At 54.8% G+C, this 24,945-nt stretch carries 28 protein-coding genes; 21 read left to right on the forward strand and 7 right to left on the reverse strand.

Annotated features, from left to right (window positions below; translation table 11 throughout):
* The first annotated feature begins 68 nt into the window (after positions 1-68).
* The 21 genes from leuS (at position 69) to RDU76_06200 (ending at position 14,272) form a co-directional block, all read left to right on the forward strand.
* Entirely contained in the window at positions 69-2,690 is a 2,622-nt protein-coding gene (leuS, locus tag RDU76_06100; GenBank protein MDQ7798497.1) for a leucine--tRNA ligase, read from the forward strand.
* A gap of 787 nt (positions 2,691-3,477) precedes the next feature.
* On the forward strand, positions 3,478-3,765 hold the full coding sequence (locus tag RDU76_06105; GenBank protein MDQ7798498.1) for a hypothetical protein: 288 nt from the start codon (positions 3,478-3,480) through the stop codon (positions 3,763-3,765).
* Positions 3,766-3,828: 63 nt separating this feature from the next.
* On the forward strand, positions 3,829-4,200 hold the full coding sequence (locus tag RDU76_06110) for a hypothetical protein (GenBank protein ID MDQ7798499.1): 372 nt from the start codon (positions 3,829-3,831) through the stop codon (positions 4,198-4,200).
* A gap of 2 nt (positions 4,201-4,202) precedes the next feature.
* The gene (locus RDU76_06115; GenBank protein MDQ7798500.1) at positions 4,203-4,601 is read left to right on the forward strand and encodes a hypothetical protein; all 399 of its coding nucleotides are present in this window, start codon (positions 4,203-4,205) and stop codon (positions 4,599-4,601) included.
* 59 nt (positions 4,602-4,660) lie between these two features.
* Positions 4,661-5,182, forward strand: a complete 522-nt coding sequence (locus tag RDU76_06120) for a hypothetical protein (GenBank protein MDQ7798501.1) — start codon at positions 4,661-4,663, stop codon at positions 5,180-5,182.
* Positions 5,183-5,394: 212 nt separating this feature from the next.
* Positions 5,395-5,607, forward strand: a complete 213-nt coding sequence (locus tag RDU76_06125; protein ID MDQ7798502.1) for a hypothetical protein — start codon at positions 5,395-5,397, stop codon at positions 5,605-5,607.
* Positions 5,608-5,628: 21 nt separating this feature from the next.
* Complete coding sequence (locus RDU76_06130) at positions 5,629-6,069, forward strand: hypothetical protein (protein MDQ7798503.1); 441 nt, start codon at positions 5,629-5,631, stop codon at positions 6,067-6,069.
* A 70-nt stretch (positions 6,070-6,139) separates the two neighbouring features.
* The gene (locus RDU76_06135) at positions 6,140-6,421 is read left to right on the forward strand and encodes a hypothetical protein (GenBank protein MDQ7798504.1); all 282 of its coding nucleotides are present in this window, start codon (positions 6,140-6,142) and stop codon (positions 6,419-6,421) included.
* A gap of 17 nt (positions 6,422-6,438) precedes the next feature.
* Positions 6,439-6,996 carry a hypothetical protein gene (locus RDU76_06140; protein ID MDQ7798505.1) on the forward strand — a complete coding sequence of 186 codons (558 nt, stop codon included), beginning with the start codon at positions 6,439-6,441 and terminating at the stop codon, positions 6,994-6,996.
* Between the two features lie 19 nt (positions 6,997-7,015).
* On the forward strand, positions 7,016-7,414 hold the full coding sequence (locus RDU76_06145) for a hypothetical protein (protein MDQ7798506.1): 399 nt from the start codon (positions 7,016-7,018) through the stop codon (positions 7,412-7,414).
* A 15-nt stretch (positions 7,415-7,429) separates the two neighbouring features.
* Positions 7,430-7,912 carry a hypothetical protein gene (locus RDU76_06150; protein MDQ7798507.1) on the forward strand — a complete coding sequence of 161 codons (483 nt, stop codon included), beginning with the start codon at positions 7,430-7,432 and terminating at the stop codon, positions 7,910-7,912.
* Positions 7,909-8,661: a hypothetical protein gene (locus RDU76_06155; protein MDQ7798508.1), complete on the forward strand. Its 753-nt coding sequence runs from the start codon at positions 7,909-7,911 to the stop codon at positions 8,659-8,661. Before RDU76_06150 ends, RDU76_06155 begins: the two co-directional genes overlap by 4 nt.
* Before the next feature lie 209 nt (positions 8,662-8,870).
* Positions 8,871-9,683 (forward strand): DUF5131 family protein, encoded by an 813-nt coding sequence (locus tag RDU76_06160; protein MDQ7798509.1) that lies wholly within the window; start codon positions 8,871-8,873, stop codon positions 9,681-9,683.
* Positions 9,684-9,807: 124 nt separating this feature from the next.
* Positions 9,808-10,005: a hypothetical protein gene (locus RDU76_06165; GenBank protein ID MDQ7798510.1), complete on the forward strand. Its 198-nt coding sequence runs from the start codon at positions 9,808-9,810 to the stop codon at positions 10,003-10,005.
* Complete coding sequence (locus RDU76_06170; protein ID MDQ7798511.1) at positions 10,002-10,562, forward strand: septal ring lytic transglycosylase RlpA family protein; 561 nt, start codon at positions 10,002-10,004, stop codon at positions 10,560-10,562. Before RDU76_06165 ends, RDU76_06170 begins: the two co-directional genes overlap by 4 nt.
* A gap of 216 nt (positions 10,563-10,778) precedes the next feature.
* Complete coding sequence (locus RDU76_06175) at positions 10,779-11,018, forward strand: hypothetical protein (protein MDQ7798512.1); 240 nt, start codon at positions 10,779-10,781, stop codon at positions 11,016-11,018.
* Positions 11,009-11,302, forward strand: coding sequence for a hypothetical protein (locus RDU76_06180; GenBank protein MDQ7798513.1), 294 nt, complete (start codon positions 11,009-11,011; stop codon positions 11,300-11,302). The genes RDU76_06175 and RDU76_06180 overlap by 10 nt, the downstream gene beginning before the upstream one ends.
* Entirely contained in the window at positions 11,287-11,772 is a 486-nt protein-coding gene (locus tag RDU76_06185; GenBank protein MDQ7798514.1) for a hypothetical protein, read from the forward strand. Before RDU76_06180 ends, RDU76_06185 begins: the two co-directional genes overlap by 16 nt.
* Before the next feature lie 196 nt (positions 11,773-11,968).
* A complete protein-coding gene (locus tag RDU76_06190) occupies positions 11,969-13,468 on the forward strand; it encodes a ParB N-terminal domain-containing protein (protein ID MDQ7798515.1) in 1,500 nt (499 codons plus the stop codon).
* A complete protein-coding gene (locus RDU76_06195; GenBank protein MDQ7798516.1) occupies positions 13,465-13,941 on the forward strand; it encodes a hypothetical protein in 477 nt (158 codons plus the stop codon). The genes RDU76_06190 and RDU76_06195 overlap by 4 nt, the downstream gene beginning before the upstream one ends.
* A 37-nt stretch (positions 13,942-13,978) precedes the next feature.
* A complete protein-coding gene (locus RDU76_06200) occupies positions 13,979-14,272 on the forward strand; it encodes a DUF4116 domain-containing protein (GenBank protein MDQ7798517.1) in 294 nt (97 codons plus the stop codon).
* Positions 14,273-14,442: 170 nt separating this feature from the next.
* Here the strand turns inward: RDU76_06200 and RDU76_06205 are convergent, their stop codons facing one another.
* The 7 genes from RDU76_06205 to RDU76_06235 form a co-directional block, all read right to left on the reverse strand.
* A complete protein-coding gene (locus RDU76_06205) occupies positions 14,443-15,042 on the reverse strand; it encodes a hypothetical protein (GenBank protein MDQ7798518.1) in 600 nt (199 codons plus the stop codon).
* 6 nt (positions 15,043-15,048) lie between these two features.
* A complete protein-coding gene (locus RDU76_06210; GenBank protein ID MDQ7798519.1) occupies positions 15,049-15,345 on the reverse strand; it encodes a hypothetical protein in 297 nt (98 codons plus the stop codon).
* 4 nt (positions 15,346-15,349) lie between these two features.
* Positions 15,350-15,532 carry a hypothetical protein gene (locus RDU76_06215; protein MDQ7798520.1) on the reverse strand — a complete coding sequence of 61 codons (183 nt, stop codon included), beginning with the start codon at positions 15,530-15,532 and terminating at the stop codon, positions 15,350-15,352.
* 332 nt (positions 15,533-15,864) lie between these two features.
* Positions 15,865-16,335 carry an NlpC/P60 family protein gene (locus RDU76_06220; GenBank protein ID MDQ7798521.1) on the reverse strand — a complete coding sequence of 157 codons (471 nt, stop codon included), beginning with the start codon at positions 16,333-16,335 and terminating at the stop codon, positions 15,865-15,867.
* A 252-nt stretch (positions 16,336-16,587) separates the two neighbouring features.
* Positions 16,588-17,955: a hypothetical protein gene (locus RDU76_06225; GenBank protein ID MDQ7798522.1), complete on the reverse strand. Its 1,368-nt coding sequence runs from the start codon at positions 17,953-17,955 to the stop codon at positions 16,588-16,590.
* Positions 17,956-17,982: 27 nt separating this feature from the next.
* On the reverse strand, positions 17,983-18,480 hold the full coding sequence (locus tag RDU76_06230; GenBank protein ID MDQ7798523.1) for a hypothetical protein: 498 nt from the start codon (positions 18,478-18,480) through the stop codon (positions 17,983-17,985).
* A 36-nt stretch (positions 18,481-18,516) separates the two neighbouring features.
* The gene (locus RDU76_06235) at positions 18,517-24,861 is read right to left on the reverse strand and encodes a GGDEF domain-containing protein (protein ID MDQ7798524.1); all 6,345 of its coding nucleotides are present in this window, start codon (positions 24,859-24,861) and stop codon (positions 18,517-18,519) included.
* Positions 24,862-24,945: the final 84 nt, after the last annotated feature.

The raw sequence follows: 24,945 nt of genomic DNA on the forward strand, positions 1-24,945 counted from the left end.
AAGCCTTCAGAGATGATTTGTTGATCTGAGGGCTTTTGCAATTAAATCGAACAACCGGAATATCAAATATGACCCGAGAATACAATTTCAGAGAGATCGAGGCCCGTTGGCAGGAAGCCTGGGAAAGGGAGAAGACCTTCAGGGCCCCTGACGATTCGGACCGGCCCAAGACCTACTGCCTGGAGATGTTCCCCTATCCCTCGGGATCGGGGCTTCATGTGGGCCACCTGAAGAATTACCTGCCGATGGACGCCTTCTGCCGCTACAAGAGCATGAGCGGCTTCAACGTGCTGCATCCCATGGGCTGGGACGCCTTCGGCCAGCCGGCCGAGAACGAGGCCATCAAGAAGGGGCGCAATCCCCGGCAGATGGTGCCGGAGTACGCCGCCAATTACAAGCGGACCCTCAAGCTGGCCGGATGCAGCTACGACTGGACCCGGGAGATAGATTCCAGCCGGCCGGAATATTACAAATGGACCCAGTGGATCTTTCTGCTGCTCCATAAAAAGGGCCTGGCCTACCGGGACACCGCGCCCATCAACTGGTGCCCGTCATGCAAGACCGGGCTGGCCAACGAGGAGGTCAAGGAGGGCCGCTGCTGGCGCTGCGATCACCCGGTGGAGAAGCGCCCCATGCCCCAGTGGTTCTTCAGGATCACCGCCTACGCCGACCGGCTGCTGGATGATCTGGAAAAGCTCCATTGGACCGAGGGCATGAAGGAGATGCAGCGGGACTGGATAGGGCGGAGCGAGGGAGCAGAAGTTGAATTCAGAATTCAAAATTCAGAATTCAAAATTCAGGTGTTCACCACCCGGCCCGATACCCTGTTCGGGGCCACCTTCATGGTGCTGGCGCCGGAGCATCCCCTGGTCGAGCAATTGACCACGCCGGAACAAAGGTCTGGGGTCGCAGCCTATATCAAAAAGACCCAGGGTCAGACCGAGATAGAACGGTTGAACACCGAGCGCACCAAGACCGGAGTGTTCACCGGCAGCTATGCCGTCAATCCGGTCAACGGCGAACAGATACCGGTCTGGATCGCCGATTACGTGATGATGGGCTACGGCACCGGGGCCATCATGGCGGTGCCGGCCCACGACCAGCGGGATTTCGAGTTCGCCCGCAAGTTCGGCATCCCCGTCCGGATGGTGTTCCGGTCGGAGGGAGGGCCGGCCGGTCCGGAGGAGATGACCCAGGCCATTCCCGACGGGGGGACCATGATAAATTCCGGGCAGTTCGACGGCCTGTCCAATTCAAAGGAGACCGTCTCCAAATTCATAAAATGGCTGGAGGATTCCGGAAAAGGCCAGAGCAGGGTCAACTACCGCCTGCGGGACTGGCTGATCAGCCGCCAGCGCTACTGGGGGGCGCCCATACCCATGATCCACTGCCCCCAGTGCGGGGTGGTGCCGGTGCCGGAGGACCAGCTGCCGGTGCTGCTGCCGGAGGTGGATAATTACCATCCGTCGGGCACCGGCGAATCGCCTTTGGCCAACATCGCTGAATTCGTGAACACCAAATGCCCCCAATGCGGCGGCCCGGCCAAACGGGAGACCGACACCATGGGAGGCTACGCCTGTTCCTCCTGGTACTTCCTGAGGTTCGCCGACCCGCATAATAACAATATGTTTGCCGACCGTCGGAAGCTGGACTACTGGCTGCCGGTGGACATCTATGCCGGAGGCACCGAGCACGCCCGGTCGCATCTGCTGTATTCCCGGTTCTGGACCAAGGTGCTGTTTGATGAGGGATATCTGAATTTCACCGAGCCGTTCCTGACCCTCCACAACCAGGGATCCCTGCTGGCCAACACCCCGGGAAGAAAACCCCGGGCCGATGAGAACGCGGAGAGCGGGGGCGGCGAGGCCCGGCTGGTCGACTGGATAGTTTTGAAGCCCGAGGAGCGGGAGAAATTTCCCGAAGATCAGATCGTCTGGCGCTGGGCCCGAATGTCCAAGTCCAAGGGCAACGTGGTGACCCCGGACGAGATCGCCCTGAAATACGGGGCCGACAGCCTGAGGGTCTACGAGATGTTCATGGCGCCCTTCGAGGACGATATTCAGTGGACCGAGGAGGGGATCAACGGCTCTTTCCGGTTTGTCAACCGGGTGTGGCGCTGGATAACCACCTATCAGCCGGTCTATAAGGCTGATTGGGCCGCTAAGATCGAACAGGAGGACCACTTGGCGGTCAGATCGGTCAGGCGGAAACTGCACCAGACCATCAAGAAGGTCACCGACGACATGGAGCGCTTCCAGTTCAACACCTCGGTGGCGGCCCTGATGGAGCTCACCAATGAGGTTCAGGACGCCTTTCCCATCAAAGAGGATGTTTCGATAACCGATCATCCCTGCCTGGTCTCGGAGATATTGGATACCATGACCCTGCTGATGGCCCCGTTCACCCCGCATATGTCCGAGGAGCTGTGGCAGATGCTGGGCCATAAGGGGACCACCTACAAGGCCCAGTGGCCCAAGTCCGATCCCCAGGTCGCCGCCAATGAGGAGATCACCCTGGTGGTGCAGGTGAACGGCAAGCTCAGGGACCGGATCACCGTTCCGGCCGATATCAGCGACGAGGAGCTTAAGAAGACCGCCCTGAACAGCGAGCAGGTAAAAAAGTATTTGGTTGGGGTGAATGTGAAGAAAGTGGTGGTGGTGCCCAAGAAGCTGGTGAATATTGTAGGGTAGAGGGTGATTTATAAAAAGCTGAGCTATAGGCCAGCTTTTTCGCATAATAACTGTACTAATACAAGAATCTACACCAACCATTTAAGAGGTATTAATATGGACTATATTTTGAAATATTTTGATAAACTTGACGTCTATTCTAAAACTTCAATTATGTCAATTATTGTTTTGATTCCATTTTGGTACATCAGTATCTTTTTAATAAACCCAAATCTTTTTTATAGTATTGATATTATTCTACGTATAATATTAGCATTTTGTTTAGCGACAGTTCTATATTTCATGGAAATATTTTTTCTAGCAGTAGATTATAAGATTAGAAGAATTTATAAAAAAGGTGTATACACAAGTTTTGTGTCTGCTGGATTTTGTAGCTTATTGGTTTTATGTGCATCTATTGCTCTATGGTACCATGGAGAGTCAACATTCGAATATTTTATTTATAAAACATATGGGTTTCTGATAATTGGAAATATCTTTATCATAGCAACAGATTATTTCATATATAAGGGAAGACATATTAAAACAAAGAAATAAGTCAACAGTAATTATTAGCAAAACCGCCAAGGAGGTGTGGCATAGTTGATTGATAAATGTTTGACAGTTTAAATCTGTTTTAATTCATTTGTCCCATAATAAATATTATGTAAACCCGTCATAATACTAAATCTACTTCCGGCTGTAGAGCTTGTCTCTGCAGCCGTTTTTTATACCTTAAGTAGACTGTTATAGCATTGTATGCTATAATATCCGTTTTTACTTTCATCCTAAACCAAAGGAGCACACCATGAAAGGCAAACGGGCTACAACAGAATTATGGCGGCGTGAGATCAAATGTTCCGAGAAGGTCGATCGGGGTTACGGCCGGCGTTCGCTGGTCATCTACCAGTCCAGCATTGTCAACGGTCCCTACATGGACCGTTACACGGTAAGCCAGCCCATGGAGATCGACAAATTCCCCAGCCGGGTCGGGGTGGTGGTCACCCACGAAAGGCTCAAGCTGGGCGACGTCCTCAAAAGCATTGATCCCATTCCCATAAGACCGCCGGCGGTGCTCGGCGCCCGTAAGATATAAGGCTGCTTTTCGCAGCCTTATTTTTTTACGCCCAACATTAACCATAATCCAGGGAGATAATATATGCAGCCGCTCAGTCAAATCCAATCAGCCATCTATGCCCTGATCCCGGAAGGCAACGGTCCCTCCGGCAAGCCGCTCTTTACCACCATATCGGCCATAATCCAGGAACTGTACCCCTTCTCCGACCGGTCATACCGTGGACTGGACATCGAGATCAGGGACCAGATCAAGGCCATAAAAAAAGCCGGGTACTCCATCGCCACCAGCAAGTCCGGTCTGCGGCGCGGAAACGCCGAAGACCTGGAGCGCTCCATCATCCAGCGCATCCGGCACGGCGCCTCCGAGATCAAGGCCGCCCGGGACGAAGTATCCTCCGAAATGTTCCAGCGCATAATCGAACAGCTTAAACTCAACACACTTTTAGGCTCTTAATAATGCCATACTACCAGATAGAGAACTGGGACCAGAATTACGAGACGCCGGAAAGCAAAGGATATAAAAATCTTCACTGGGTGGCCGTAAAAAACAGTTTTGACGGGACCCTGTATCGGCGGCTCCTAAAACAAAAAGACCCGATAGCTGTTTTTGGTATAGCTGTAATAATGGCCGAAATAGCCAGCAGGTCTCCCAAAGGGCACCGTGGAAAACTTATCAAGTCAGACTTATCAACAGGTTATACACTTGAGGACATGGCGGATAAAAGCGGCATGCCGCTATCTGGCTTTATCCATGCAATACCGATACTTATGAATATAGGATGGATATCATATATTGACGGCCAACGGAAAATAAAAGAAATTTCTGGAAAAATCCCGTTACATAACATGACATAACATGACGGTAATAATAAAAGCAATAATAAAAGAAAGCAGTTTCTCCGAAACTGATTTTTATGAATACCAGGCTTAAAATATACAAAACAATAACCGAGCTCCGCCGGCATGAACCGGAACTATGCCGCATGCTCTATGCCATGGCTCTGGCCATAGAGCACGGATGCAAGGTATCCGGACGGACCGTCACCCCCTGGCCCAAGGCCCGGCAGTGGGTTACCGTCACCCTTCTGCCCGACCGTAAGGATCCGGCCCTCAACGGCTGCGATCCCCTGGCGGTAAAGAACGCCCTGGAGCAGTACATCCGCAAGCCGGAGTATTTTCATACCAAATTGGGGTGCTGGGGCCTAATGACCCACATAGCCCGTTGCGACAACACCCGCATTAAGGTCGAGGAGATCCGTTGGGATGCCGAAAAACAGCATTACGAACAGCAGGCAAAAAAGTTGTCCTCGGTAGGTGGATTGTTGGGCGGTATTACTGCCGCCATTGATGCCGCCAAGGACCGCCGCATTGCCGAACTGGAAAATGAATTATCAAAATTTAAAACCCATCCGGAGGTATCCGATGCCAAAGGTTAAATATTTCAGCTCCGGTGAATTCTTTTATGCTCCCAAAGGGACTTTCTTAAAATCCGATCTTCACGGTCCCGGGGAAAAACCATCGCTTACCATCGACGACCTTCAAGAGCTCACCGGTGTGAAAGAACGCTCCAGATTCCGATGGCACGGATGGCTGGGATTTTTCCCCAAGCCCCGCCGTAAAAAATGGTACCACAAAAAAAGGAGAAATCATGCCGGTACTTAATACCGAACTGTCTCCAGAACAGGTCAAAAGAATGCTGCAGCACGACCGCCGCCTCAAACTTATAAACCTTTCCAGTCTTCATTTCTGCATCGCCAAACTTGTTGTATCAGGTAAAATATCCGGCGCCATAAAATATATTAAACCAAGCAAGAAAGACTACAAGAGCGCTTCCGGCAAACGGTCGGAAGAAGATAAATAACCAAAAAAAGGAGCTCCACAAATGAAACGCCTTAACCTAATCATCGCATTGGCTGTAATAACCGCTCTGTTTTCGGCCTGCAGCCAGACCGATCCGGTGGCCCCGGTCGTGCCGGTCGGTACCAACGCTTACATCACCGATCTGTCCCCTTCCCTGGCCTGGGTAGATCTGTCAGCCAACACCGTAAGCCTGGCCATATCCCGCACCGATCACGGCACCGTTGTCGGAGACACTATCAGCCTTACTGTTACAGCCTACAAAATAACATCCGATAGCACCGGGACATTTATTAACACCGCCGTCTGGCCCTACCGTTCCGGAGACTGGACCTGGTCCATTCCCGACACCCTGGACGTTTACAAGAATTCCGACCGCTTGCTCATCAGCGCCACCTGGTGGAACAGCGGCTGGCCCAAGCAGACCGTTGACCTTTCCACCGATGTCCGCGTCGGCTTAAAGTAAATAACTCATTCATGCGGGGACCGGCTCGCCCCGGTCTCCGCTTCGGAGCAAACTCAAAATTACTACGGCAATGCTTAAAAACCTGCTGACCAGAATATCACGCCTCTTCGCTAAAATACCCCTCTCCTTTCGGGGGAGGGACCGGGGTGGGGTCTCTGATTCCGTCCACGTGGTCCCGGACACCCTGCCCTTCAACCACCTCCTGCTGTTCAATAACGAAGAGTTGGTCAAAGAATTGTCCTACCGCAGAAACGTCGATTGTTACCAGGTCCCGCAAAATTCAGTTATAACCCTGCCCGGCGTTGTATACAAATGCGATACCCCCGTCAAGGTGATAATCAGCCACGATTAAAACAAAGGAGCTCCACCATGTACATCCTTTCCGTCGATCCCAGTATCGATCCCAATAAATTCGGCTTCGCAGCCTTTCGTTCTCCCTCTCCCACCGGGGGAGGGGCAGGGGTGGGGTCGCTCCCCACCGGGGCTGGGGTGGGTCTTCAATACGGCACCTGCAAAACCTACGAAACCGGAACTATCGGCGTCTTCGAGCGCCTTGGCCAGATATACAACTTTAGCCATGAGATCCCCGCTCCCGACTACATCGTCATCGACTACCCTTCCATGTCCAACTACAGCCGGTCTAGCCGGGGCCATAAACAGCTCAACGGGGCCGCTCTGGCCCTCAACCATCAGGCTATCGGCGCCTTCCTGGCCGGGATAAACCTGCCGGAAGAGAAGATCCTCAAATGGAACTCCGCCGTCCATCCCGTTAACAAAAAACTCGTCAAGTTATCAATGATCTCCAAGTACGGCCTTCCTCCCAAGACCTCGGACCATATCACCGATGCCATCTACCGGGGCGAGTGGCTGGCCGACATGCTCCAGCGCTTCGACTTCAAACAACTTCAAATCAACGAAGGAATATAATTTTAATCAGGAGGTTGCCATGGCACTTACCGAAAATCTGGTGAACCAAGCACTGGGCGTAAAAAGCCTTAAGATGGCCTGCAAGACGGCCTTCAATCTCAAGAATGGGTTGAATGCCACAAAATCACACCAGGCGGATCTCTACCGGGCCGTTGTGGAGCTGGGGAAACCCTGGCCCAAGGGCTGGAAGATCCCCAAAATACCAAAACAGGGCGTATGCCCGATGACCAAGTCCGTAGGCTTGCATCCGACGCTAAACGATCTGCCGTCCAGCTTGCATCTTTTCTGCCCCGGCTGCGGAGCCATGATCACCTACACCGAGCCCAAGGCCACTGTTCACTGCCTAAAGTGCGGCCGCAACGTCAGCTACCGGGTGGTGGTAAGGCGCATGATCGAGATCACCACCACGGATAATTAATAATAAGGAGCCGCCATGCCAGATAACATCTCCGGCCGTGGTCCCAAAAAACAACGCTTCGGCTACCGCCGATCCGAAAAGCTCCGGCCCGGCAAGCGCCAGCTGGAGGCCCTTATGACCAATGGCAGCATCGAGGCCATCCGCGAGAACACTCTGGGGCTTCAGGAGGCCATGCAGGAGCGCCAGGCCATAGAGCTCATGCACCGCGTGCTGGACACCCTCCAAAAGCAATACCGTCGGATCTACTGCGCCCAGTGCCCGGCCGAAAAAAAGAACAACTGCGACGGTCACCAATGCCGGGTGGCGGTCGAGATCCTGCCCTACAAGGTTACCGTTAACCGGCACTGGCGGCCCATTCCGGCCCCGGGCCATCCCCTGCCCTGCCAACTATCTCCCTCTCCCACAGGGGGAGGAAGGCGAAGCCGGGAGGGGTCTCTCTCTGCAGGGGCAGGGGTGGGGTCTCTTACTAAGGGTCGGGGTGAGGTCAAACAGCCATGAAAAAGCCCATCATCATCCTTTCCCTGTTGCTTCTCGGCTGGTCGCTGGCATTCAATATCTGCGATCGCCGGGCCCAGGACGAACACCTGTATCCCAACTCCAGCGAAATAAACATATTTTCTAAGTGGTACGCAAACCAGGCCGGAAATCCCTGGCAGTACCGGGTATTCAACAACTTTCTGATCCTGTCGCTTCATTCCCTCCTGCCAAAATACTGCATTCCGCTGGATGTCTTCAAAAAACTCCAGGTGATGCTTCTAATCCTGCTGGTCTATTATTATCTTTCTGCCCTGACTGGCGCCGAAGCTTACGGCCTCACCCTGCTGTTCGGATTCGTATTGTTCGCCGCTTCCATCCGTTCCAATCTGGCCTTCGATACTTACTGGGATCTGGCTTTCTATCTGGTCGGGTTTATCCTGCTTCAAAAGGGCCGATTCTGGTATCTGGTCCCGCTGACCTTCCTGGGAGCGCTAAACCGGGAGACCTATCTTTTCTTTGTGCTGGCCGTCGGGTTATTGTCGTTCAGGCATTCCCGGCTTCGGGCTCCGGCCCTGGCCTCGGCCGCGGTCTTCGGAGCGGTATATTTCCTTCTGCGGCATATTTCTCCCGACCAGCAGGCCAATGTCGGATATATGGGCATTTCATACGGCTGGCAGATGTTCAAAAGCAATTTCCGACCCAGCGGTCTTTTCTTTTCTATGCACCTACTCGCTGTTTGCCTGGCCGGCGTTAAAGCTTTTCTGGCATGAGCGCCCTCAGCCCCATTTCACCTTGGCCCTGGTAATCATCCCGGCCTTTGTGGCGGCATACCTCTGGTTCGGCAACGTCGATGAGACCCGCCTGCTCCTGGTCCCCTTCACCATTTACGTGCTCCCATTTATTACACTAAGATCCGACCTTTGATCATTTTGCCTTTTGCAATTTACATTTTAAAATTTTAAATAATTACAGGTCTCCCATGAAAAACAAGCCTTCCCTCTGGTGGAATCTGTCCATCAATCCCTGGTTCGGCTGCAGCTCCTGCAGCCCGGGGTGCATTCACTGCTGGGCCGCCGCCAGCTTCTGGGACGAAAAGGCAGACCGTCCCCTCCCCGGCCGGGAGGACCTGGTCTGCCGGGATCCCAGGTTCCGCAACATCCGGTGGACCGGCCAGATCCAGCTTAACCCAAACTACGACCGCCAGCTGGCCCAGCTTCACTGCCTCCCCTCCGGCTCCCGGGTGGCGGTGGAATTCATGGGCGACCTGTTTTACGATCATCCGCTTTGCCAGGACCGCCGGGACCATGTCCTCCAGCTGGCCCAGCTTCACCCGGACCTGGTATTCATCCTCACCACCAAACGGGTCCACCGGATAAAGGACATCTGGCCGGGCTTATTTTACGACCTCAAGCACCGGCATCCCAATATCTGGCTGTTGGCCAGCGTTTCCAATCAAAAGGAGCTTATCAATGCCGCCTGCGCCCTCTCCCATATTAAGGCCGCCGTGGTGGGCATATCGGCCGAGCCTCTCCTGGAGGCCCTGTATCTCAGGGAGTTCATCTCCGGGCTGGACTGGGTCATTCTCGGAGCCGAGCGCTGCCGACCGTTCAAGCTGGCCCGAAGGTTCTACGATCGCTGGGCCTTCCAGATTATGGAGGACTGCCTGGCCGCCGGCAAGCCGCTGTTTTATAAATATGGCCAGGACGAGACCGGACGCTTCTGCGAGGCTCCGGTGATAAACGGCCGCTTCTGGCTGCAATATCCAATAATAACCCCGCAAGGCGGAGAATAGGAAATAAACCGACGTCATGTTAAACCATATAAAATATCTCTGGGACCGGTATATCACAAACAAGCCACGGATCCCCCGTCGGCCGCTCACACGTCCCCAATTCCAAAAATTTCACAAAGAAAAAATGGCGACATCTCGCCCAGCCGATCCCCGCGCCGTTCTCATCGCCTTGGCCGACAAGTTGGAAGCTCGGGGCCAGTGCCAGACTTTGTCAATAGACCCAATCACCTACGCCGAAATAAGAAAGATAGAGATAAACGGCGGCATAACCATTCCGGTGCTGGGCCCAGCCAGGATTATAATCGTAAAGGAGGCTCAATGAAATACATTATCTTTCTTGCCCTGATCGCCTTCGCCGGCGGCTGGTTATATCTCTGGCGGTTTGCCTGGCCCGGCCTGGCCAGGCGGGAAACTATGGCCGGTGATATGCTAAGGTCCCTGGCCGGCGGGCTGGTGATTGTAGTGCTGACTGTTGGCTGGGGGATGCTCATGGCCCACGGCTGCGAAAAGCAGTATGCAGCGATGGACGATATCGCCGCCGAGATATCCCCGCAAACGCTGAACACCGAAGCCATCGGCAATGTCCGGGCGGTATGCACCTATTACTCATGGCCGGAGCATGGGCGGCAAACCGCCAATGGGGAAATCTACGATAGCCTTTCCTTCACCTGCGCCAGCCTTGAGAAAATACCCTTTGGGACACGGCTGTGCTTTGTCAACCCAGACAACGGGCGGCAGGTGGTATGCCGCATCAATGACAGGATGCCGTCGAAATACTGGGACACGGACAGGCGGTTTGATTTGTCAAGGGCTGCGGCTGACAGCCTGGGGATAATACAGGACGGGAAAAAAGAATTGATAATCATTAAGGAGGAATAGCATGTCGGACGTTACTTGCCCCTATTGCGGCCAAGATGTCGAAATAAACCACGATGACGGCTATGGCTACGCAGAAGCGGTGGAATACATACCGGGCAATATGCCGTGTGGCGAATGTAGGCATGTAGGAGGGGATAGATGTACTTATTGTATACGAATAAATAAACCAACTGATTATTACGAACGAAAGCAAGCCCTCGGCAAGGAGGGCGGGAGATGAAGATTGCAGAGATTAAAAAGAAACTGCTTGAATGGCACGACTTCTTCGGCGGGGACCTGCTGTGGGAGGATGAAATAAAACGGGCAAAAACAAAAGTAGAATTAGGCCAAATTTTAGAACGCCATAGAATGCACATGGAAGATATGCTTAGCGACGCCAAAAGCCACCTTGATTCCTTTAAGGAAGAGATTGGATTAAATCAATTCGCAGGGGAGAAGGGGAAGAAATGTCAATAAATAATGAACAAGAATATTGGCAGATGCGGTCAAGCCAAGAGCAGTTCCATCAAGAATTGCAACACCGAGAACAAATGAATATCGCCGTCGCTACGCTGGACTTAATAAACGTTAAAATGCTTCAGCCAAAAATATATATTGACGGAGACATGTGGTGTGTGCTTTACGGCGAAAATTTGCAGGACGGGATAGCAGGTTTTGGCAAAACACCGTTTTATGCAATATCCGATTTTAACACGGCCCTTAATAAACCAGTAAAGGAGACCCCATGCGACAAACAATAATCCTGATCCTGGCCCTGGCAACAGTAGCCGGGGCGGAAGAACTAACCAAAACAACCGCCGACTACTGGCATCTAAAAATACCACTGATAAGGCCCAGGACTTATCATATTGCCGTAGTCGATTCGGAGAAAATTGTCATCGCACCAGACGATTCTACGGAGCAAATACAAACATACATTTTTCCGACCAAACATCCGCCGCAAGTCCAGGACTCGGCCTTTTGCGAAAAGATTTCAGAGATCATCACCATCGCCGACATCAAGGCGTATCTGGCGGAGTGTCACAACGACAGCACGGTAGCATATGGTATAATTAAATGCCCGCACCAGCATAAAAAAACTGTTGACTGGTGGGATAGATGGGACTGTGTTATGGATGGCAATAGTTGCGTTTGCCATTATGGTAACATCGTAATTCATAAACAACCAACCCTCCAGGGCTTTGTGGACTGGTGGGAAAGGAGGAAGTGAAATGGCACAAACATCATACACTATTAACATAAACATGGATGAGAAATGTCCCCGGTGCGGCAAGGGTGGAGCCGTTGCGGAGAACAAGGCCGGGCTTTGCTTATCATGCATTAGCAAATTAATGGATCAAGGGGCACCCGCTACACCACGTAAACAAAAGAAAACTTTAAATTAACCAAAAAAGGAGACACCCCCCATGACAAAAACCGAAACCGCCCTCCACTCAATCGCCCTGGCCGACCTGCATTACACCCCCGACCGCCGGGACATGGGCGACCTGAAAGCCCTGGCCGCCAGCATCAAAGCCCACGGCCTGCAAGTGCCGTTGGTGATAACGCTGCCGCCCCAACCATGCAACCCCGGAGAAGGCTTTATCGTCCTCGACGGCCGCCGCCGCCTCGAGGCCGCCAAGATCGCCGGACTTCCCTCCCTCCCATGCATCGTGGCCGAAGACAGCAACCCGGACATCAGCCTGATCCTGAACACCCACCGGCTGAACCTCTCCCCCCTGGAGATGCTGGACAGCATCAAGGCCCTGATCGGGCCAGATGCGATGGCAAATGGATACTGGACACCGGAGACTGTGAAGGCCATCGCCGCCAAGGTCAACCTGTCCGTCGACGACACCCTGAAACTGCTGACCCTCAACCGCTGCGGGGAAAACATCAAGGAGCTGGTGCATTCCAAAAAGCTGACCCTGGCCACCGCCATCCTGTCCGTCAACCTGAATGAGAAGCAGGCGGCCGAGTTCGCCACATTCTGCCTCGACAACCGCCCCAGCTACCGGGATGCCAAACGCTGGCTGGTGAATAACAAGGTAACGAAAAGACTGTCCGATGCCGAGTTCGATACCAAGGGCTGCAAGGATTGCCAGTTCAACGGCGATCGCAGCCCGGCCCTGTTCGACCAGGCCGAGCTGGGAGAAAAAGAAGCGTGGTATCGGGATCAGGGTTCATGTTTCAACCCGGAGTGCTACAAGAAAAAGCTGGCCGACTTCAACGATGGCATGAAGCTGAAGGCCCAAAAGCTGGGTCTGAAGAAGGCGGGCATCTCCACCCAGAACCGCTGGAGCATGGACGGCCTGGTCAAGTTCGAGGAAGCCGCCCGGATCGACCCGGAGAAATGCCCCGACTGCAAGCTGGTGAAGTGGTGCCGTGGCCAGGACACCAAGGGGAAGTATGTCCTCTACTGCCCCACCCAGTGCCCGAACATCAAACAGCCCAAGGGCAAAAAGGCAGAAGCGGAACGCCCCGGCCATGTCAGCGTCCGGAAGAAGCTGGAGAAGAATATTCCTCTCACCCCTGGGGAGAAAAAGGACGTGATCAAACAGCACCGGGAGGAGATTGCCGCCAAGCTGGCCGGGGACGTGCTGGAGCAGAACATCAAAAAGGTCTCGGCCCTGAACCTGATCAAGATGATCCTGATGCACCAGCCGGGGATCGCCGAGAAAAAACTGGCGCAGTTTCAGGCGGCAAAGCTGGACGACCTAAAGCCGGAATTGATCCAGCTGTTGGAAGATTCGGCGGAGAACTATAACAGCCAGATGACGAATACGCTGGCGAACAACCAGGCCATGTATACCCTGGCCACCGGCAAGGCCCTGGACATGGCGGCGGTGGACGAAGCCCTGCCGGAGAATATCAAGGCCCTGCTGCCGGGGAACCAGGAGAAAAAGATCAAGAAGGGCAAGAAATGAACCTTAAAAACTACACCTCTTCCGTGCCGGCCGATCGCTCGATCTCATACATCGAGCGGTCGCTGGCCCTGGCCGGAGCCAGAAATATCAACAAGGAATACCGCCCCGGGACCGATCAGGTCGAGGCCCTCATGTTTCAGATGGAGATCAGGGACGGGAAATCGAACCGGCTTATCCCGATGATTTTTAAGCTCCCGGTCCATGTCGAGGAGGTATTCAAGGTGATGTATCAGGAGGTCCGACGGCCACGGCCGGAGACCGAGAAGCGGATCCGCGATCAGTCCCACCGGACCGCCTGGAAGATCCTCCATGACTGGGTATCCGTCCAGGTAACCATGATCCGGCTGGAGCAGGCCGCCCCCCTGGAGATATTCCTGCCATACGCCTGGGATCCGGCCAAGAATAAAACCTTTTTCCAGCACGTCCAGGACGGCGGGTTTAAGCTGCTGCCTGGTCCGGTGGAAAGTAAATGAACCAACAGGCCCATAAATATTAATTGAAGGAGGAACCATGAAACTTACTCTCAAATCCCTCGAGGCTAACTGGAAACGGCTGTCCGTCAAAAAAACACTCTCAGGCAACGATGCCCTGGAGGCCGTCAAGCAAAACGGCTACTTCCTGCGCTACGTCAAGGAGCAGACCCCCGAGGTGTGTCTGGAGGCCGTCAAGCAAAACGGCTACTCCCTGCGGTACGTCAAGGAGCAGACCCCCGAGGTGTGTCTGGAGGCCGTCAAGCAAAACGGCGACTCCCTGCAGTACGTCGAAGAACATATATTTGCTATGGAGATAACTATGACTGAATAATCACCGCTGGCAGTGCCGTGCAGTCCGCACCCCATAAATGGAAACGTGAAATTGAACAGCAAAAAACCCCCGGATCTCTCCGGGGGTTTTAAGATGGTCTTTTAAGGAGGTCCCTCTCCCATCGGGGAGGGACTAGGGAGGGGTCCCTTTTACCGGGACAGCGGAAGGCGTCACCTGAAATACAAACTATAGGCAATGCCTACCCTCCACGGATTTTCCCCATCCTTCCAATTATACCCCACCTTGGGCAGCAACCTCAGCTCCTTCTCCCCGAACCTCAGCTTGGGCCAAATATAGGCCTCCTCGGGCTTCCAGGGCCACGCCATGGGCCCGTTCACCTCCCCGCCCAGCCCAAGACCCAGCCAATGGTCATATCGCGGCCCCTGGGCCTCCCTGGAGGCCTTCAGCAGCATATTGGTGCTATCCTGCCATTCCTGGTAGATCCTGGTCTGCCGCTCGGTGGCTTCGGTCTGCCGGCGCACCGCCTCGGTAAAGGTGGTATAGTCCGTCACGGTCTTCTCCTCGGTCACCGAGGTGTCCCGCTTTCCCGGGCCGGTCACCGTCACTGTGGTGGTGCTGCTGGTGATCTTCCCCGTCTCCTTCCCGGTCTCGGTGCTGGTGGTGGTGCTGGAATCCTTCTCCGCCGTCTCGGTGGTCCCGGACCCTGCCGCCACGCTGGTGGTTACTGCCGGCGCTCCGGGCTTCACAAAGTACATCACGCTGGCGCCCAGGGTCAGCCCCAGCAAGAATGCTAAAAGTATGTTTTTCATTTGCCCTTATCTCCTAAAAATGAATGATAAAATTACGAACAACAACAGCAGCCCGCTGTTGAGATAGTTCCAGATGATCTTCGGGGTATTCCTTATGGATTTCAGGGAGCTCTCCACGGTCTTCCGCCAATCCTTTATCTCCTCGATCTCCCAAACCAAACAGCCCTTCACGTCCCCGTTGCCGAAGATCCTTTTGCATACCTTGTCCAGCTTCTCGTCGTTGGCGTCCAGCTTGGGGATCACCTTGCTGTCCAGGGCCTCTTCGATCATATCACGGAGCTCTTCCCTCTCTGCTGCTGTCATGGCCCTATCCCTCTGGTTTTATGTCAGGTTGTTCTTCCCCGGCTTTTTTGGCCGCCAATTTCTCGGCGGCCTTCATGCCCTTGTTCCATAGGCTATCGGCGATATATCCTATGGCCGACATGAACACTCCGTAACCTATCCCGGAGAATGCCGCCAGCTTCTCATAATTGACAGCCCAGCCCTTCATTCCCAGCCAGATGATAAAAATGAAAGAGAACAAAAAACAAGACAAAATAAACCTAATTTTTCGGCTCCGATAGTATGCCTTAAATGCCTCTTCGCTTTCCCCTTCATCCGGCGTTTGTGTTACAAAATCCGATAGCAGATGCGCAAAAGCTCCCGCTATTCCCAGCAAATAGAATCCCAATACGGCCAGAATTTTGATTAAAAGCGCAGTCATTGTTGATCTCCTTTTTAATGATTTATTATTGTTGTATTATCATATTGTAGAGGCGTGGTGCCCTCGCCCAGGGTGGGGTCCTCCCTCTCCAAATGCGTTTGTAGAGGGGCGGGGTGAGGTCATATCACCTCAAACAGCCTGTATATTCCGGCAAAGCGGGTCCCAAAGTGCGCCATCACATCATCCAGGCTGGTGATGCATACCATGCTGTAGGGGCGGCCCCGGGCTTCTATCAGCATCGGCCAGCCAAAGGGAGCCATCGAGCCGATCGCCATCATCACATGGCCGATCCGGGCCATGTCCTTGTCCCAAAGGAATACCAGGTCGCCGGGCTGAATGTCCTTGGATAGCGGGTATGGGATCTGCTTGCCGTTCTTTTCGCAGTATTCCCGCTGGGCCGCTGCGCCGTCCGGCAGGGGTATCTGTGGGTAGTCGTTGTAAAGCCGCTCGGTTGTTTCGGAGCAGTCCAGATCCCGGGCATTCTCCAGATCGCCGGGCTTTACTTCAGCCCCCAGGCGGTAGGGTGTGCCGATCTTGTCCCTGGCCGCCAGAGCCATCCGGTCCCGGAGCTGTGGGGTAATCTTCACCATATTCACCTTCCTTTAATTCCTTGGTTATCTGGCCGGAGATTACCCCCGGCATAAATCCCAGCACGCCCACCACGACCAGAACAAAAGCGATTGCGGCCATTACTTTCTCCTTATAAACCCCTGTATCAGGCAGTTTGCGGCCAGGCTGACGAACGAAAACATTACCGGGTTGACCCATCTGGCATCGTTGTCCGCAAGGCTTTTGTCGTTCCGCTTATCCCACCACTTGCTCATTATGCACCATATAAATATTCACGGTTTCAAAACAACCCACGCCCCGCCCAAGTAACAGAGCAGACTATCGGTCGTAGTGTCTCCATCAATAGCTATAATATCACCAAGAGCCGGTGTAGCTGGTCGTGTCCCCTTGGCATAGGGAGTAAAGCCCTGAATGTATGGCTGCGTTCGGCTGTCAACCGCTTTGCCACGGAAATTTAATGTATCGGCACACCACCCATCGGAACTATCTGGTGCAGTATATACTCCATTTTGGCCAATCCATACTCCACCATTGCCATACAAAGTTATTCCTGTTTTATTCCCACCCTGCAACCAAGCACGACCATTTGCAAAAAGAGAACCAAAATATATATCACCATTACCACGATAGATTCCTGTATTCGCATGAACGATACTACCAACCTGAACAATATTTGTTGCATTTACTGTATCTACATAAGCAGCATTCCACGCATTGCCCGATGCACCGAGGGAGCCGGTGCCGGAAGTAAGGGGAAGGACAAGATTTGACCGCACACCGCTATCACCATAAAACCAATGCCCGCCCGGAGCATTTACTTCAAACGCCCGTTTGTGGGATGTGGTATGGAACGCCAGCCAGCTATCGCAGTTTATAGCAACGGTAGAGGTGTCTTGGCTGCGTATAATCGTAGCCGTAAGGCCGGTCGCTCCCGGCGCATTAATAGTAATATAACTGCCAAGGGCTGTAGCATTAGCGGCTCGCACTGAATCGTATGTCCCGAAAATGTTAGATAGGTTTCCGTCTGCCTTGCTGTGATTGGCAACAGTGATAACGTTGTCCCCGTTTATCGTATCTCCACTGCCAACAACAACCGAGCCGACCCCTTGTAAATATCCCTTGTTCCCGATAAGAACATGCCCGTCAGAACCGGGCCGGGATGTGTTATAAAATCCAGCATCAAAGCTATTGCACCCATACCCGGTGTTGCCCGTTCCGACAACCGTTATCCCATCCGTGCATGTTGAGCCGTCCCAAACCACATTGTTATTGGTTCCAAAAAGGAACGTTTGCGACGCCTGATGTATTCTGTTATACATGCCAAAAATGGCCGATGAAGAAGATACTCCGCCAAGTTGATTATTGATGCCAACAACAGCGGCCCTGGCCGAGCTATTACTGTCAGCTATGCCAATACATATTCCGCTGTCGGACAGTGCGGCACCAACTGGGTTGCCAATAAACTCCCCGCCGTAATATTTCCAGGCATACACCCTCGCCCAGCGATAACTGTCAAGTCCCAAATAATAGACATTATCGATAGAAGGGTAATAATTTCCCGCAGTCGTTTGATCTGGGATCCAGGCCAGCGCCGTTCCGGCCATCAGCAGAATTGCCAAGAATAAAGCTATCTTTTTCATTTTATCATTCCTTTAATTACAGTTCTTTTACCGGTCCACGGTCAGCAGCTGCCAGATCTTCAAACCCTGCAGGGTATCCGGTCCGGCATTGGTGGCAATGCCCCTCAAAAAATTCACCCGGGGAATATTGCTGGTCATGTCGTACACCCGTTCGCAGTAATTTCCGGCACTATGGTTTATCAAAGTGTCGGTAAAGGCTATGCTGTCGGTAAAGCCGTAGGCGCTAAACCCGTACAGCGGCCGGTTCGAGCCCTGCAGCTTAAAGATCACTATGGCCGTGTCCTTGTTGCTGGCCTGCTTCAGGCTGTCCCAGTAGCTCAAGCTGTAGCCTCCCCACTGGGCGAACGGGATCACCTGTAGGGTGCAGGCCTGGCCGGGGCTAAGGCTTATCGTCACGTCCATCTCCGGCCGGATGGGCTTTTTTATCTGCATCACGGCATAATCGTTCGATACCATGATGTTCTGGCCCATCCCCGCGGCGGCCGCCAGGGCCAGCAGCGTGATCAAGATAACTATCCGTTTCATGTTCTCTCCTTTGGTTTTGATTTGATATTTGATGATTTATTTTCCGGTTAACCTATCCTTAAGCATCTTGGTATACGCCGGATTTCCCCTCTCCGCATCGGGGAGGGTGGCGGAAGCCGGGAGGGGTCTTCCCTGATCTCTATTCTTCTCCCTGTAATACATCTTCCGGTATTCCCGCCGGATGTCCTTCTCCACGTGCTTTACCCAGTCGGCCAGCTTGGCGTTGTCCTCCGGCATGGCGCCCCGTCGCTTGGCTATAATCTTGCTCATCGCCGGGTCCAGCATGTTGTCCAAATACCACCGGTAGGCCAGTCCGGTCTTCTCCAGGGCCTCGGCCGGGATCTCGCTCAGCAGCTGCTCCAGATCGTCCTCTTTTATCCCGGCCAGCGGGGCGCTCATGGCTAAGCTCATGCCCAGCTGCTTCTCGTTTCCACCCAGCTTCTTGTATTCGGCAAAGTATTTCTGCTCCGCCTTCTTGTCGCCGTATCTCTGGGCCAGCTTGTAGTTGTACAGGGCGTTGGCCCTGGGGGTTGGCTCAAAGCCGGCCGATTCCTTTCCGGTCTTTTCCAGCCACTGGTATTTGGCGCTCTTCACCTGGCCGTAGGCCGCCTCCCCGGCGTCTACCGTCCGGTAGGCCAGCAGGGCCTCGGTCAGCTCCTGGCCCAGAGGCCGCATCGGCTTCCCGGTGGCATAGCGGTAGGGTATGTTCATGGCCGCTCCCAGCGTTCCCAGGGCGTGCTCGGTTCTGTCCCTTATCGGTTGCTGCTTGAACACGTCCGGGAAAAGCCTTTTGCCGCTCAGCAGTTCGGTATACAGCTTCACGTCCGGCCGGATGGATTGCACCACTTTGTTCACCACCGCCTTTCCGGCCTCCGCCGTCTTATCCTTGATGGTGGCCTTGCCCTCCCGGATATCCTTCACGTCGTACCACACGTCCTCCAGCCCCACCCAGTCCAGGGCGTCGCTCAGCGCTCCCTGGAACCTTATGGTCAGCGGATTCCCTCCCTTGTCCCGGCCTATGATCACATGAACGGACCGCCTCTGCTGTTCGCTCAGCTTTTTCTCCTCCTCCGGCCACACCAGGTGATTCCAGGAGTTCACCGCCGCCATCAGCATCCCCGCCTGGGCTATCTTCACCGGCAGCTTCATGGCCGCCCGGGCCACTTTGCCGGCCGCCGCCTGCCCCATCGCCCGGGATCCCCGCCCCTCGTCGCCCATGTTCTTCATTATCCGCACGTAGCGCGGGGTGTTTATCTCCATCCAGGAATAGAACGGTATCAGCCGCTCCCGCATGTAATTCCCGGCCTCGGTCAGCGCGCCGTAATCACCCAACAGTTCCCGGCTAAGCTTGGCCGCCTTCCTCACCGGATCGTTTATGCCGTCGATGTCGGCCTTCTCGCTGGCCCCGTATACCTTCCTGCCGGCGGCTGTCTGTTTGCGGAACCACTTGTAGGCCGCCAGCCGCAAAAAACTTTCCCTAAAGTTGGTCAGTTCCCGCACGTTGTGAAAGTATTTTTTCACGTAGAACGGGTCTATTTCGTTCCGGCCGGTCAGCACCTTCAGTATGGCGTCGCTGGATATGTCCTGGATCTCGTTCACGGTCTGCCCGGAGCTGATCACCCCGTATTTTACCGCTTCCTTCACATCCTGGCTTTCGCCCTTCTTGCCGTAAAAGGCCAGCAGATCCTTCATGGTTGCCGGTCCCTCCCTCAAAATGGAGGGGTTGTAGGCCAGGGTCACGTCCAGGTCGCCCGACATGTTGTTCAGGTTGTATTTTATAAAGCGGAAGGGGTTTAACAGCACCCACTGCTTCCATTTGCTCATGGTCCAGCGAATGAATTTGTCCAGCGGGTTCCGTTTGCTCACCGTAAAATACTCCCCGTCCATGGCCTTGGCCAGCTCCTGGGGTATCACCATCTTGTCCTCGGCCGCCACGCTGCGCACCGATTTCTCTATCAACTGCTCGGCGTTGGCGTACATCGATTTTATCTTGTCGCTGTCCGAAAGGTTCCCGGCCGGGCTTTCCTTCAGGGCCTGCACAAAGCTGTCCACCAGCTCCTCGGCCACCCCGTAGGTCTCAAACCACACCGAGCCCGGCTTGGCCGCCCACTCCACAAATCCCTTGGGTATCTGGTGGTACGGCTCCACCTTTATGCCGTATTTGCGCTTCAGGTCCAGCCTCAGCTGCTTCCGCTCTATCTTGGCCAGCATCTGGCTGATCACCTCAAAGTCGGCCTCCAGAATATTGGTGTTGTAATCCTTGGAGGATCCCAGCCTCTGGTGCTGGAATCCGGCCTTAAAGTTCTTCAGGCTCCCCGGCTCGCCGCCGGCGCCTTCGTCCTTCTTGGCCCTGAAGTATTCCAGTACCTGCCGGTGAAAATACCGGTCGTAGTTCTTGGCGTTCTCCTCCGATATCACCCCGTGCTTGGCCGCCAGCTCGCCCACCGCCTTGTAGATCTTTCCCCGCATCTCCACGGCCTTCTTCACTTCCGGCTGGCCGTCGGCCCACTTTTTCAGCTGGTTAAAGTAGCTGGCCGCCTCCAGGTCGTTCTTAAAGCCGAATGGCAGCTCCCGGCTGTAGCTGGCGTCCCCCACCTGTTCCTCGGTGGCCACCAGCCGGTTGCCGTCCTCGGTGATCAGCTTGTCCAGGTTGTACCAGCTCTCCTTCTCGTTCCCGCTCTGCTCGAATCTAAAGTACAGCCTGGCCCGTTCGCCCTTGCGGTCCACCTCCAGAATGCGCCCCATCCCTATCTGGTTCTCCGGCCTCACCCTCATGCCGTTCTCGGCTACTAGGGCCTTGCGGCTGTACAGCCCCTCGTCGATCGACCTTATCAGGTCTTTCATCATGGCCAGCCGGGAAAATCCCTTAAACTGCTGCCGGTTCATCGGGGCTGTCACCTTGCGGATATAGTCCAGGGTCTTGGAACGGCTGCGCTCGTTGGTGTCCCTGGCCAGCCTCAGCCAGTCCACCGCGTCGGCAAAAAAGCCGTTGTTGGCCTTGGGATCCAGGTCCCGGAACGTCCTGGTGAACACATTCTTGGCTGTGGTCGTCCAGCGCTTCATCCGGTCGATTATCGGCTCCCGGCCGATCCCAAAGGCCTCCTCCATCCGGGCCTCGGCGTCGGTCTGGGCCCTGGGCGGCGTCATAACTTCGGCTTTCCTCTTAGTATCAATGCCCCTCTCCCCGGTCACCGAGCCTGTCGAGATGCCGCTTTTTATATTTTCATTTTGCAATTTGCCTTTTGCATTAAATCCCCTCGTTTCCTGCTTTACGCTCAAGCCCAAAGCCGGCCCTTGCACCAGATCTTTCCCCATCCGGTCCAGTTCCTTCTCCACCTCCGCCAGGCTGGTCTGTCCTTTTTCCTCCTGCACCTCCCGATCGGTCTTCAGTCCTTCCTGGTCAAATATGGTCCCCCGGTCCGATTTGGTGGCGGCCTTCTGCTTCATCGGTCCCCGCGGCATCTCCCGCCCGGCCATCCCTTCCATCATTGCCTGCTCTATTTTCTTCCCTCTCCCTTCGGGGGAGGGTGGCGAAGCAGGGAGGGGTTTTCCCTCTCCCACAGGGGGAGGGGCAGGGGTGGGGTTGGGCCCTCTCCCCTCCCTGTTCATCACCGGCATCCCTTCTCCCTCTCCAAATGCTTTTGGAAAGGGCCGGGGTGAGGTCTCCCCTGTCCCCTGTATTAAGCTTTCCTGATCCACCATCAGCTTTTCAAACGGGTCCACCTTGTAGGTCTTCCCGTCCTGAATGGTGTACTCTCCGTCCTTATAGGCCTTCACGCTGTATTTCTCGCCCTTTATGGTGAAGCTGTCGCCTACCTGCAGGTCGCCTATGTTTATCTCCTGCGTCGGAGCGGGGCTGGCCTTTATCTGCTCGTTAAAGTCATTTATGGCCTTCACGGTCAGCTTTACGGTCTTGGCCTGGATCTCTGTCAGCTTCTTCCCGGCCAGGGCCTTTTCCACCAGGGGAATAAGGGTGGACGGAATTTCCGGCAGGTCCAGCGTCGGCAGCCCCTGCTTTTCGATATACGACCGCTCCAGGTTGCGGAATAACTGCGTTCTCTTGTCCTTCACTCCCCGCTCGGCCTTAATGGCATCCATGCCCTCTTTCAGAACATTCAGATCCTGCTCGGTTATTTCAGTGCCTATATCCCCTCTCCCTTCGGGGGAGGGTGGCGAAGCCGGAAGTGGTTTCTCCTGTATTTGCGGCGGGACCTCTATATTTTCATTTTGCAATTTGTTATTTGCCTTTTGTTCTGCCGGTGTTCCCGCCTTGAATTCCTGATAATCCTTCCGTATATCCTCCACCGCCTGGCTCATCTTCTTGGTCTTGTCGAATGTGGTCTTTATCTCCTCGGCCATTCTCAGGCCGCCCCGGTCCATGATATAATCCGGCCAGTCCTCGGTCGGGATCCCGGCCTTTTCCATCAGCCGGGCCTGCATGTCGTTCCACCACTCGCCCGGTATCAAATGCCGGATATCCTGGATCCTTCCCTTTTCGGCCTTTTTCTTCATGTCGTTCTTTTGCTCCGGGGTCAAAGCCATATACTGCTCGGCGGTGGCCACCCGGTTCCTGCCCATGTATTTGGCCAGCTTGGCCGCCATGTTGGCCGATTCTTCCTGGCCGCCCTGTTCCCCTATGCCCACCGAAAATGTTATGTTGAACGGCTTGCCGTCCGGCGCTATAAAGGGGTTGGCCTCCATGGTCGCCCGCAGATCCTCGGAAAATGCGGCCGGGTCCGTTTCCGCCGGCGCGGAGAAGATGTTCTCGTCGCCCATCGGTGTGGCATGGGTCATTATCCCGTGCCGCTTGGCCACCTGGTCGGCAATGTCGGCAGCGTATTTTATGGCCTCATCTCCCACTTTGTCGCCGTAGGCGTCGTTTATGCCCTTAAAATTGTCCAGGTCGGCGTAGATCACCGTTTCCCCGGCCGCCTGCCTTTGAGCATAGGAAGGAATGCCCTTGGAAGGTATCCCTTCCTGCCAGCCTGCCCGGTTAAGCTTTCCGGTCAGCGTGGAAATTCTGCCTGTCTCGATGGCCTGTTCGGTGGCCTTATTTGCCGCTTTAAGCTTCCCTATCATTCCCTCGGTGGTGGCCTTTATCCGGGGATCCTTTATGCTGGCCAGCCCTTGCCGTATCTCCTCGCTGGTCATCTTCTCCGAGTTCTCCAAAAGGCCCCTGGCGCTCTCCAGGTCCACCCCCTTGGCCGGATCGTCCTGGGCGCTGGCCTGGTATGCCTTCTGCACTTTCTCGGCGCTGGGGTCGCTCTGGGCCTCTTCTATGGCCGCCTGGGTCTCCGGCCGCAGGTCTGCGCTCCCGCCTATCCCGGAGACCAATAGGGTTATCAGCGCGGTCGGCATCCTCTGCTGGGATGCCTCCTGCCTGGGGGTCAATCCGCTGCCCTTTATCCCGGCTTTCACCTCCAAAGCCCTCTGGCCGTAATTCTGGACCTCCTCCTGCCCGTGCTGGAATGCCCAGTTGCCCAAAAAGCGCACCGCCTTGTCCCACCCGGGCGAAAGCTTCAGCTTGCCCAGCGTCCCGGTTATTTTGGCCGCCAGGGCCGGGCTTTTGCCGGCAATGGCCCCGCCGAACTTGGGAAACAGCCCCATCATCAGGTACTGGCTGGCGGCGTCCAGCGATCCCTGGAGCATGGCGTTCATAAAAGCCTGGTCCTTCACCGCGGCCTCCACCCTTATGTTGGCCTGGGCCTTGGCTTCCGGCCGGCTCATGCCCTGCAAAACAAGCTCCCGCTCTATGGCCGGAGCCATTTCGTCCCGGGCCTTGGTGATAAATTCATCGTAACTGCCGGAGCCGTACAGCGCCCCGGTGGCCGCCGGCGCCAACGGTCCGGCCAAAGAGGAAAGGGCCATGGTGGACAGCACGTCGGTGGTTCCGCTTATCACGTCCGCCGTGGTCTGCAGGGCCTGGTTGCCCTTGGCCATCCGATCGATGCTTTCCTGCCAGCCTCCGGTGGCCGTTTCGCCCAGATCCCTCAGCTTTTGGGCCGTTTCCTGGGCCGCTATGGCGCTCCGGGTCATCTCCCTGCCGGTAAGCGGTCTTTGCTCCGGTATGGCCCCAGGGGCCACGTCAGGGCTTAACTGGTCCCTCTGGCCCGGGATCATCGGCTGGGTGCCTAGGGTGGGCTGCATGGCCTCTATGCCGGCCGCTCCGGCGCTCAATATCCTGCCGCCGGTCTGGGCCAGGCCCTTCATTACCGCCGCCCCGGAAACCCCGGCAACATCTCCCAGCCCCGGCCGTTCCGGAGAAGGTGCCGCCGCCGGAAGGGGTCCGGATCCTTCTACAATAAAATCCACGCCTTCTTTCATGCCGTTTTCTTTGATAAATCCCTGTATCACCTGTTCGGTGGTTAATCCCCGTTTCATTCCCTCAGGGATTTCGCTTTTTTTCAAAAAGGTCTCGGCTTCAGGGTCTTTAAATCTGTATACCGGCATTTTCAGCCCTTCATT

It is taken from the genome of Candidatus Edwardsbacteria bacterium (assembly GCA_031082425.1).
Classification (GTDB): domain Bacteria; phylum Edwardsbacteria; class AC1; order AC1; family EtOH8; genus UBA2226.

Coding starts and splice junctions, on each gene's coding strand:
- RDU76_06215 (MDQ7798520.1), bottom strand. CDS start 15,532: ATGAAGGGCTGGGCTGTCAATTATGAGAAGCTGGCGGCATTCTCCGGG.
- RDU76_06195 (MDQ7798516.1), top strand. CDS start 13,465: ATGAACCTTAAAAACTACACCTCTTCCGTGCCGGCCGATCGCTCGATC.
- RDU76_06200 (MDQ7798517.1), top strand. CDS start 13,979: ATGAAACTTACTCTCAAATCCCTCGAGGCTAACTGGAAACGGCTGTCC.
- RDU76_06135 (MDQ7798504.1), top strand. CDS start 6,140: ATGCTTAAAAACCTGCTGACCAGAATATCACGCCTCTTCGCTAAAATA.
- RDU76_06105 (MDQ7798498.1), top strand. CDS start 3,478: ATGAAAGGCAAACGGGCTACAACAGAATTATGGCGGCGTGAGATCAAA.
- RDU76_06230 (MDQ7798523.1), bottom strand. CDS start 18,480: ATGAAACGGATAGTTATCTTGATCACGCTGCTGGCCCTGGCGGCCGCC.
- RDU76_06180 (MDQ7798513.1), top strand. CDS start 11,009: ATGTCAATAAATAATGAACAAGAATATTGGCAGATGCGGTCAAGCCAA.
- RDU76_06120 (MDQ7798501.1), top strand. CDS start 4,661: ATGAATACCAGGCTTAAAATATACAAAACAATAACCGAGCTCCGCCGG.
- RDU76_06160 (MDQ7798509.1), top strand. CDS start 8,871: ATGAAAAACAAGCCTTCCCTCTGGTGGAATCTGTCCATCAATCCCTGG.
- RDU76_06125 (MDQ7798502.1), top strand. CDS start 5,395: ATGCCGGTACTTAATACCGAACTGTCTCCAGAACAGGTCAAAAGAATG.
- RDU76_06170 (MDQ7798511.1), top strand. CDS start 10,002: ATGAAATACATTATCTTTCTTGCCCTGATCGCCTTCGCCGGCGGCTGG.
- RDU76_06155 (MDQ7798508.1), top strand. CDS start 7,909: ATGAAAAAGCCCATCATCATCCTTTCCCTGTTGCTTCTCGGCTGGTCG.
- RDU76_06140 (MDQ7798505.1), top strand. CDS start 6,439: ATGTACATCCTTTCCGTCGATCCCAGTATCGATCCCAATAAATTCGGC.
- RDU76_06205 (MDQ7798518.1), bottom strand. CDS start 15,042: ATGAAAAACATACTTTTAGCATTCTTGCTGGGGCTGACCCTGGGCGCC.
- RDU76_06185 (MDQ7798514.1), top strand. CDS start 11,287: ATGCGACAAACAATAATCCTGATCCTGGCCCTGGCAACAGTAGCCGGG.
- RDU76_06175 (MDQ7798512.1), top strand. CDS start 10,779: ATGAAGATTGCAGAGATTAAAAAGAAACTGCTTGAATGGCACGACTTC.
- RDU76_06220 (MDQ7798521.1), bottom strand. CDS start 16,335: ATGGTGAAGATTACCCCACAGCTCCGGGACCGGATGGCTCTGGCGGCC.
- leuS (MDQ7798497.1), top strand. CDS start 69: ATGACCCGAGAATACAATTTCAGAGAGATCGAGGCCCGTTGGCAGGAA.
- RDU76_06150 (MDQ7798507.1), top strand. CDS start 7,430: ATGCCAGATAACATCTCCGGCCGTGGTCCCAAAAAACAACGCTTCGGC.
- RDU76_06235 (MDQ7798524.1), bottom strand. CDS start 24,861: ATGAAACGGGGATTAACCACCGAACAGGTGATACAGGGATTTATCAAA.
- RDU76_06210 (MDQ7798519.1), bottom strand. CDS start 15,345: ATGACAGCAGCAGAGAGGGAAGAGCTCCGTGATATGATCGAAGAGGCC.
- RDU76_06165 (MDQ7798510.1), top strand. CDS start 9,808: ATGGCGACATCTCGCCCAGCCGATCCCCGCGCCGTTCTCATCGCCTTG.
- RDU76_06145 (MDQ7798506.1), top strand. CDS start 7,016: ATGGCACTTACCGAAAATCTGGTGAACCAAGCACTGGGCGTAAAAAGC.
- RDU76_06190 (MDQ7798515.1), top strand. CDS start 11,969: ATGACAAAAACCGAAACCGCCCTCCACTCAATCGCCCTGGCCGACCTG.
- RDU76_06110 (MDQ7798499.1), top strand. CDS start 3,829: ATGCAGCCGCTCAGTCAAATCCAATCAGCCATCTATGCCCTGATCCCG.
- RDU76_06130 (MDQ7798503.1), top strand. CDS start 5,629: ATGAAACGCCTTAACCTAATCATCGCATTGGCTGTAATAACCGCTCTG.
- RDU76_06225 (MDQ7798522.1), bottom strand. CDS start 17,955: ATGAAAAAGATAGCTTTATTCTTGGCAATTCTGCTGATGGCCGGAACG.
- RDU76_06115 (MDQ7798500.1), top strand. CDS start 4,203: ATGCCATACTACCAGATAGAGAACTGGGACCAGAATTACGAGACGCCG.